Source organism: Serratia sp. NA_13 (genome assembly GCF_052691735.1).
Map to the genome: position 1 here is coordinate 1 of NZ_JBQZFV010000029.1, position 6,848 is coordinate 6,848.

At 51.5% G+C, this 6,848-nt stretch carries 5 protein-coding genes and 1 pseudogene; 3 read left to right on the plus strand and 3 right to left on the minus strand.

Annotated features, from left to right (window positions below; genetic code table 11):
- Positions 1-418: 418 nt before the first annotated feature.
- Both ACUTSU_RS22375 and ACUTSU_RS22380 read left to right on the plus strand, forming a co-directional pair.
- Positions 419-745 (plus strand): hypothetical protein, encoded by a 327-nt coding sequence (locus ACUTSU_RS22375; RefSeq protein ID WP_445652539.1) that lies wholly within the window; start codon positions 419-421, stop codon positions 743-745.
- Positions 746-863: 118 nt separating this feature from the next.
- A complete protein-coding gene (locus ACUTSU_RS22380; protein WP_445654740.1) occupies positions 864-1,562 on the plus strand; it encodes a helix-turn-helix domain-containing protein in 699 nt (232 codons plus the stop codon).
- A 25-nt stretch (positions 1,563-1,587) separates the two neighbouring features.
- On the opposite strand, the gene ACUTSU_RS22385 is transcribed toward ACUTSU_RS22380, so the two are convergent.
- Positions 1,588-2,259, minus strand: coding sequence for a DUF4158 domain-containing protein (locus ACUTSU_RS22385; RefSeq protein WP_445654741.1), 672 nt, complete (start codon positions 2,257-2,259; stop codon positions 1,588-1,590).
- Between the two features lie 299 nt (positions 2,260-2,558).
- Between ACUTSU_RS22385 and ACUTSU_RS22390 the strand changes: the two genes are divergently transcribed.
- Positions 2,559-3,095 (plus strand): stationary phase growth adaptation protein, encoded by a 537-nt coding sequence (locus ACUTSU_RS22390; RefSeq protein ID WP_445654742.1) that lies wholly within the window; start codon positions 2,559-2,561, stop codon positions 3,093-3,095.
- 1,828 nt (positions 3,096-4,923) lie between these two features.
- On the opposite strand, the gene ACUTSU_RS22395 is transcribed toward ACUTSU_RS22390, so the two are convergent.
- Both ACUTSU_RS22395 and ACUTSU_RS22400 read right to left on the minus strand, forming a co-directional pair.
- Positions 4,924-5,217 carry a hypothetical protein gene (locus ACUTSU_RS22395; protein WP_445654743.1) on the minus strand — a complete coding sequence of 98 codons (294 nt, stop codon included), beginning with the start codon at positions 5,215-5,217 and terminating at the stop codon, positions 4,924-4,926.
- A gap of 1,532 nt (positions 5,218-6,749) precedes the next feature.
- Positions 6,750-6,848 (minus strand): annotated as a pseudogene (locus tag ACUTSU_RS22400) (fimbrial protein); the annotation flags it as partial.

The following is a 6,848-nucleotide window of genomic DNA, read 5'->3' on the forward strand; positions in this document are numbered from 1 at the left end:
ACTCTAATAGCCAATGAGCGCAGGAGGCCCCATATAAAAAAGCTAATGCAACCTGTCCTGTCGGCCTACGGAATAAATTATTGCAAACAGAAATCATTTTTAAAACATAAAAAACATACTACGTTTAAATACACGAGATAACGCTATTCACCCCGGACAACAAATAATAATTGCGATCTTTAATCTTGAAAAAAATCATTTAAACAGATTATCATTCTGAATAATTAAAATAATGCGATATAATAGATCGACATTTAATTATTTGCGATACAATAAACCAAAATGAAGCCCCTCTATTAGGACGCACCGTGAGCGAGAAGGATTTGATTTATTCCCTTCGTCATCAGGACAACGCAACCTTTCCAGGCGTGAAATTAACGCGGTTGTCACGGAGAGCGCCCCGCTCCAGGAGGCCTGTTTGCAAGCGCCACTGCAATGGATAAGGAAGGACGGCATGAATCTATTTATCAAAGACCCCGTCGCGTTGTCCCCTCCAAACGCTCGGCTGGTCGAGGCTATCCTGCAACTCTGGGCCCCCCAGGCTGGGCGGACACCGGGTGCCCCTGAAACCTGGCCAAGCACCCGTGACATCGCTGAAAGCTGTAACTTTAGTATTTATAAAACCCGGTATTTATTACTGAAAATGGTTTCAAAAGGCTGGATACAAGTGACCCCACACCCGGTGAAAAACGCCCTGCGTTGGTCTATCTGCCCGGAAAAGGTGGGCCGGGACGGTGGGGGATGAAAGCCGTCTGCCGCCGGGAAGCAGAGACCGTGAGAACCTGCCGACCTGAGGGCCCGGCAGTGTGTTGATAACCAACGTGGCCCCCCAACGGGTTCACAATCTTAATGCAGGAGGCCCCATGACATCGCCAGTGAATGTGCTGATCGTGGAACCCAATATCTATTTTGCTCTTGGTTTTACGCAGGCGATCGTGGAGCATTTTAACCACCTACGGGTTAATTGGGTATTTAGCCGTACGCTCGCTGCCAAAGACTACGCCGATGTGATCTTCTTTTCTTCCGAACAAAAGGGGGCGCAACGGCGCTATTTAACCCAGCGTCAAACGTGCCCCCAACATCAGCGTATTTTTATGTTCAAGCAAACACCCGGCCTCTTTGATAAAACCCAATACCAGGATCTGGATGGGATTTTTTATCGCTGCCAGAGCCTGGACTCAGCCATGCAGATCATGACACGAACGTTAGACACCCTCCCCCTCCTTCACCCGCAAAAACGCAACCCGGTCTCTCTTGCTTCTTCTTCACCCCAGCTAACACCGCGCGAAAGAGAGATCTTAGGTTACCTGGCCGATGGCCTGCGCGCCTGCGAGATCAGCCGCGCTTTGCATATCAGCCAGAAAACCGTGAGTGCTCATAAACACAATGCCATGGTGAAATTGGGGATCAACCGTTCGCCAGATCTCAATTACTGGCTGCTCCGCAACGTGATAGGTCAGTTGACCGCCCATTGGCCGCCAACCGAATGCCCCGCCACACGCCCCCGGAGGCTTTCCGCCTCAGAGAGCGTCACCCTGGCCCTGCCCGCGAACGCAGGGTGAATTCCCCCCATTGACCAGAGAATGACTATGCGTAACGGCCCGCTGGCAAACCAAAGAGGCGCAGTTCCAGCGCCAGCAAGGCACCATTACCCGCCTGGAGCGGAAGGTGGCGGCGCTCAAAAAGACCCTGGCGGTCAGGGCTGCCGCCCCGGCCATCCCGGTCACTCCAGCCCCGCCCCCGGCCGTGGGCCTGCAGCAGTTGGGAAAACTGGCCCAGGGCCTGCGTCAGGCACTCGCGGTTAATGGCAACTTTACTGTCAATACTCAGCCGGTTGTAAATATCAGCTTGTAATAGTGTTTCATAATGACGAACGGCAGAACGTATAGTCTTGTCGAGTTCATCGCTGGCTGGCGGTTCTATTCGCTGGGTACGATACCAGTCGAAAGCAACATCCCGACCATGACGGGCCAGAGGATCTAACGGTAACGCCTCATGGCATAACCAATGGAAAAGTTGTTTCAGATCTGCGCCGGTAGACGGTCGATATCCTAAAAAATCCCGAATTGTCCGCCGATACCTTTGTCCCTGGCAGGAACAGGGATCGTATGAAGTAATAGCGTCGATGGGAACAGATAATTGTTTGGCTAATGCCTGAGAAACATCAGTATTAATTTGTCTGTTATCTTCAGGGAATCGACCATATAACTCTATGAACTTCAGTTGGATAGCGAAATCCAGACGACCTTTATCAGTCATTCCTGGCAACAGAGCTAATTGTTCAGCATTTAATAACTAAAGATCTCTCTGTTCGACCTCATCTTGCCAATTTTCCGTAAAATCACTCCATTGCAGGTCTCATCATGAGGTACCTTAATTGGCGATTTTATAATCACATCTGAGAAATTTCAGTGATGGAGGCCAAATGTCGTCAAATCGCAGCTTCGCTCCCACTGGGCCAGGAACGCCTGCACCGCCTGTGTTAGCATGCCAGCCATTCGCTACTGCTTCGTAGCATCTGGAATATCAAGGAGAGTCATGTTGGGAGAGATTCAAACGTGAAAATTGATGAGGTGGAAAAATGGCGTCCTTTCACCGATGCAGGGGGGATCACCTGGGACCTCTCCTTTCTTGACGCCCACGAAGTGCTCTACACGCACCGCTGCGAGGGTAAGCCAGACAAGGTGTATAAATTTATCGTCTCCTACTCGTTTCACTGCTTTTGCAAAGATTACCCGGAACAGAGCGAAGATGAGAAGAGGGCGCTGATGTACCACTCGCCTAAAGAGTCACGCCCGTTCTGTAAAAACCGTTACGGCCTGGCGCAGCGCTACCTTAAAGACATGATACTGTCGCTGGATCGTCAGCAAATTATCCATGCCGGCTATGGCAGCTATGCGGTGATAGAGGCATTGAATGAAGAGGGCGAGCGCTGCTATTACCACGTTCCCTTCAAAGCGTTCCGGGAACGGAAAAAACTCCGGATACATGTGACCAGCGCCTATGCGGTTGATGCCAAGCCTGGAGGCGGAAAGGTAGGGTTCTTTGTTATCGCAAGCAAGTTACTGGCCGGCAAGCCGTTACCACACCCCTGAAATAACAAAACCCACCTTAAGGTGGGTTTCGCCAGAAAACTACTCTGGTATTCAGAAGCGCCTTTACCGGACTTGGCCTGACCAACTTGCGTTGGTAGCGGGATGTCTGGATAAACCAGTCTGCTGCATCCTTGTTCACATAGTAGTACTCCCGTACTACTAATGCAACCGAATAAACCTGACATGGCCTGATACTGCATGATATGAGGTATAGGGGCAAGTCCACCTTTATCAGGCCCACCGATAGTCAGCAATGTCATGAGCTATACCAGCGCCGTTTATTTTTTAGCATGAGGGATTTTCTTTTTCGTAATTTAGTGTGTCTATATAAGGAAAAAACAGCAAATAAAAATAGAAATGCAGCGAGAACCAAATTTGATATATCCATATTCATCCTGAAATTTTCTTCCTGATTAACATTGAGGTTGTAAGGCCCCATCCATTTTATTTTTTAATAGCATTAGCCTTGTGTTTTTGAGACGCCGATGAATGCTCGATCGCCCTAGCTTTCACCGTGCCCCCAGTCTTTATGGAGGGGGATACGGTGTGAAGCCTCTCCCCCTGAAAGACGTGAGCCGCCACTTTGCTGTCACCATCCAAAGACGATTTTGATGAGTCACCACCGTTATTCCGTGGTGTCGACACCCCGACGAGCGGGAGGATTACAACGAGCCATCCTCCAGCTCTTCACCCCAGACCGGTCGAATGTCCATTCGCGCTACGCGAATACGGTCTGCAGTGCTCTGATTGGGTGCGGCAGGCACTATGGATAGATAACATACATTATTGTTGAAGCGCTGTAGGTTCCGGCTTTCGCCCCCTGCAGGCTCAGGTCACTCACTACCGATCCCGAATTATCACCGGCGTGCATCCGAACCCATTGAGTGCCACCGGGGAATTGCGTAGTGAGCTTGCTTTTGATGCCCGGGGCAAGCGTTAAGATATCTTGGCCAAAAACGAGTTTCAGCGTCATAGGCGCTGTGCAGTTCACTGTGACGGGTTCTTTCTTTTGGTCCGTGGCTCCGTTAGTAAGACGGATCACCCCATGGTCGATTTCGAGCGTAGGCTCGGTGATTTCACACCAGTCGCGCCCGGGCGGGGCATACACACAGGAGCCTGGAGGGTATATGGCCTGAGACCAAGGGACCCCGGTGACCTTGACGCCGATGTATCCAACGCATTCCCCTCCATTCCCTTTGCCGTCGTGTCGCGTGAACCCGGATCGAGTCGTTGATTTATTGAAAGCCCGGAGAGCAGCAGAGGACATAGTGTCACCGGCCACAGCCCTTACGGTGCATGAAATGCCGTAGATGCAGTTATTGAGGCCCATCCCTATCCGTGCTGTGTCGACACCTCCGGGAAACGCGTCGTGGCGATGGCCTAATCCCACAAGCCATCCTACGGGAACGGGTTGGGAAGCACCCGGTACATCAAGTATATCGAGAGTGATGTCGTATTGGGCTGACGTGCTACTAAAAATGGTAGTGCTTATGGACGTTACTACCGGGTACGGATCGGCGTTAGCAGCTGGGATCATAAGGGGATCGAGTACCAACAGGGCGGTACACAGGTAGCGTAGCATAGTTATTCCATTGCGATTTTTGATAAGGCAGGCAATGACTCACTCAGCATTTTGTAAGCGGTACTTTGCCCATTAATCCATCAGGTCTCATATTCCCACACACGCCCATCGGTCTCTGCCTTTGACAGTGTCCTCCTGCGTGTTTGCTCATAAAGCCGCGTCATACGTGCCCAATGGTTCTCTCTTGTCCTCGGGGCTATCCGGAGCCCCAGCGGGGCAGACCACAGCCCCTGCCAGTCAAAGCCATTACTCATAGTCCAGCTGAAAAGTCGCCACCGCACTGAACCGTCCCCGGCCAATCGTCTTGTCTGCTATCGCTTGCTCCTCGCCCTGAACATAGGCCTTCAGCGCAATGACGTTGCTCCCTTCCCGCAGTTGGAGCTTGCCGCCCGCCTGATTGAACGGCACTGGCTGAGCCGACGGCGTGTTCGCCGCGGGAATATCTGCGACGCCGGCAGGCCTAAATAAGAGGGTCGATGAGTCTGGAGTTATAGGGGCAAGTCCACCTTTATCAGGCCCACCGATAGTCAGCAATGTCATGAGCCATACCAGCGCCGTTTATTTTTTAGCATGAGGGATTTTTTTTTCGTAATTTAGTGTGTCGATATAAGGAAAAAACAGCAAATACAAATAGAAGTATGGCAAAAATCAAATCTGAGATATCCATATTCATCCTGAAATTTCTTCCTGATTAATATTGAGCGATAGGGCCTCAATGGTTTTATCTGGTTACTTTTCAAATGGGATTAGCCCTGTGCTTTTGAAAGTCCGATGAAGGCCAGATAACCCTGGTGTTCACCCTCCCCCATCGCGCACTCGGTCCCTCGGCAGATGGGTGACGTTTCTAGAGGGAGATACATTGTGAAGCCACTCTCACCACCACCGTTATTCAGTGGTGACAGCACCCCGGCGAACGGTGCTGGATTACGGCAAGTCATCCTTCCGTTCTTCATTCCAAGATTGACCGTTCCCCCATTCGAGCCAGACGATTACGGTCTGTGGTGCTCTGTTTTTGCACGGTAGGCACTATGGGTATATAACATAAAGGATTGTCGAGGCGCTGTAGGCTCCGGCTTTCGCCCCCTGCAGGCTCAGCTCACTCACTACCGACCCCGAATTATTACCGGCTTGCATCCGAACCCATTGGGTGCCGCCGGGGAATTGCGTAGAGAGCTTGCTTTTGACACCCGGCGCAAGCGTTAAGATATCCTGGCCAAAAACGAGTTGCATCGTCATAGGCGCTGTGCAGTTAACTGTGACGGGTTCTTTCTTTTGGTCCGTGGCTCCGTTAGTAAGACGGATTGACCCATGGTCGATTTCGAGCGTAGGCTCGGTGATTTCACACCAGTCGCGCCCGGGAGGAGCATACATACAGGACCCTGGAGGATATATGGCGGCAGACCATGGTTGCTGGTTCATTGCCGCAGACACATAACCGACACATTCCCCGCCATTACCATCACCATTGTGCATTAGAATACCGCTCGAGGGGCCTTTATTGAAGGCTCGCAGGGCGGCCGACGATAGGGTATCTCCACTTATCACCCGGGTTGAGCATTCGATCGGAAAGGATTGAGAGCACCCCTCCGATGTAGAAAAGTTAGCAGTGTCAATCCCACCAGGGAAGGCATCATGGCGGTGTCCAAGACCGACCCAATAGCCCAGAGGGGCGGGTTGCGATGCCGCGGGGATGTCGATCAAACTGAGAGTGACGGCGTAGGTGGCGCTCGTTGCACTGGTAATGGTAGTACGTATGGACGTTACTACTGGGTATGGAGCAGCGGTAGCGTTTAGGATCATAGGCGGTACAAGTATCATAAGCGCGATACGTAAGTAGCGTTGCATAGGTTATTCCAAAGTAATTTTTCGATAATACGGGCAATAGCTCACTCAACGTTTTGTAAGAGAAACTTTGCCCATTCATCCACGGGGCCTCATAGTCCCGCACACGCAGGTCGGTCTCTGTCGTCGAAAGTTTCCGCTTGCGTGCCTGCTCATAAAGCCGCGTCATAGGTGCCCAATGGTTCTTCATTCCTCTCGGGGCTATCCGGGGCCCCAGCCAGTCAAAGCCATTACTCATAGTCCAGCTGGAAAGTCGCCACCGCACTGAACCGCCCCCGACCAATCGTCTTGTCTGCTATCGCTTGCGGCTCACCCTGCACATAGGCCTT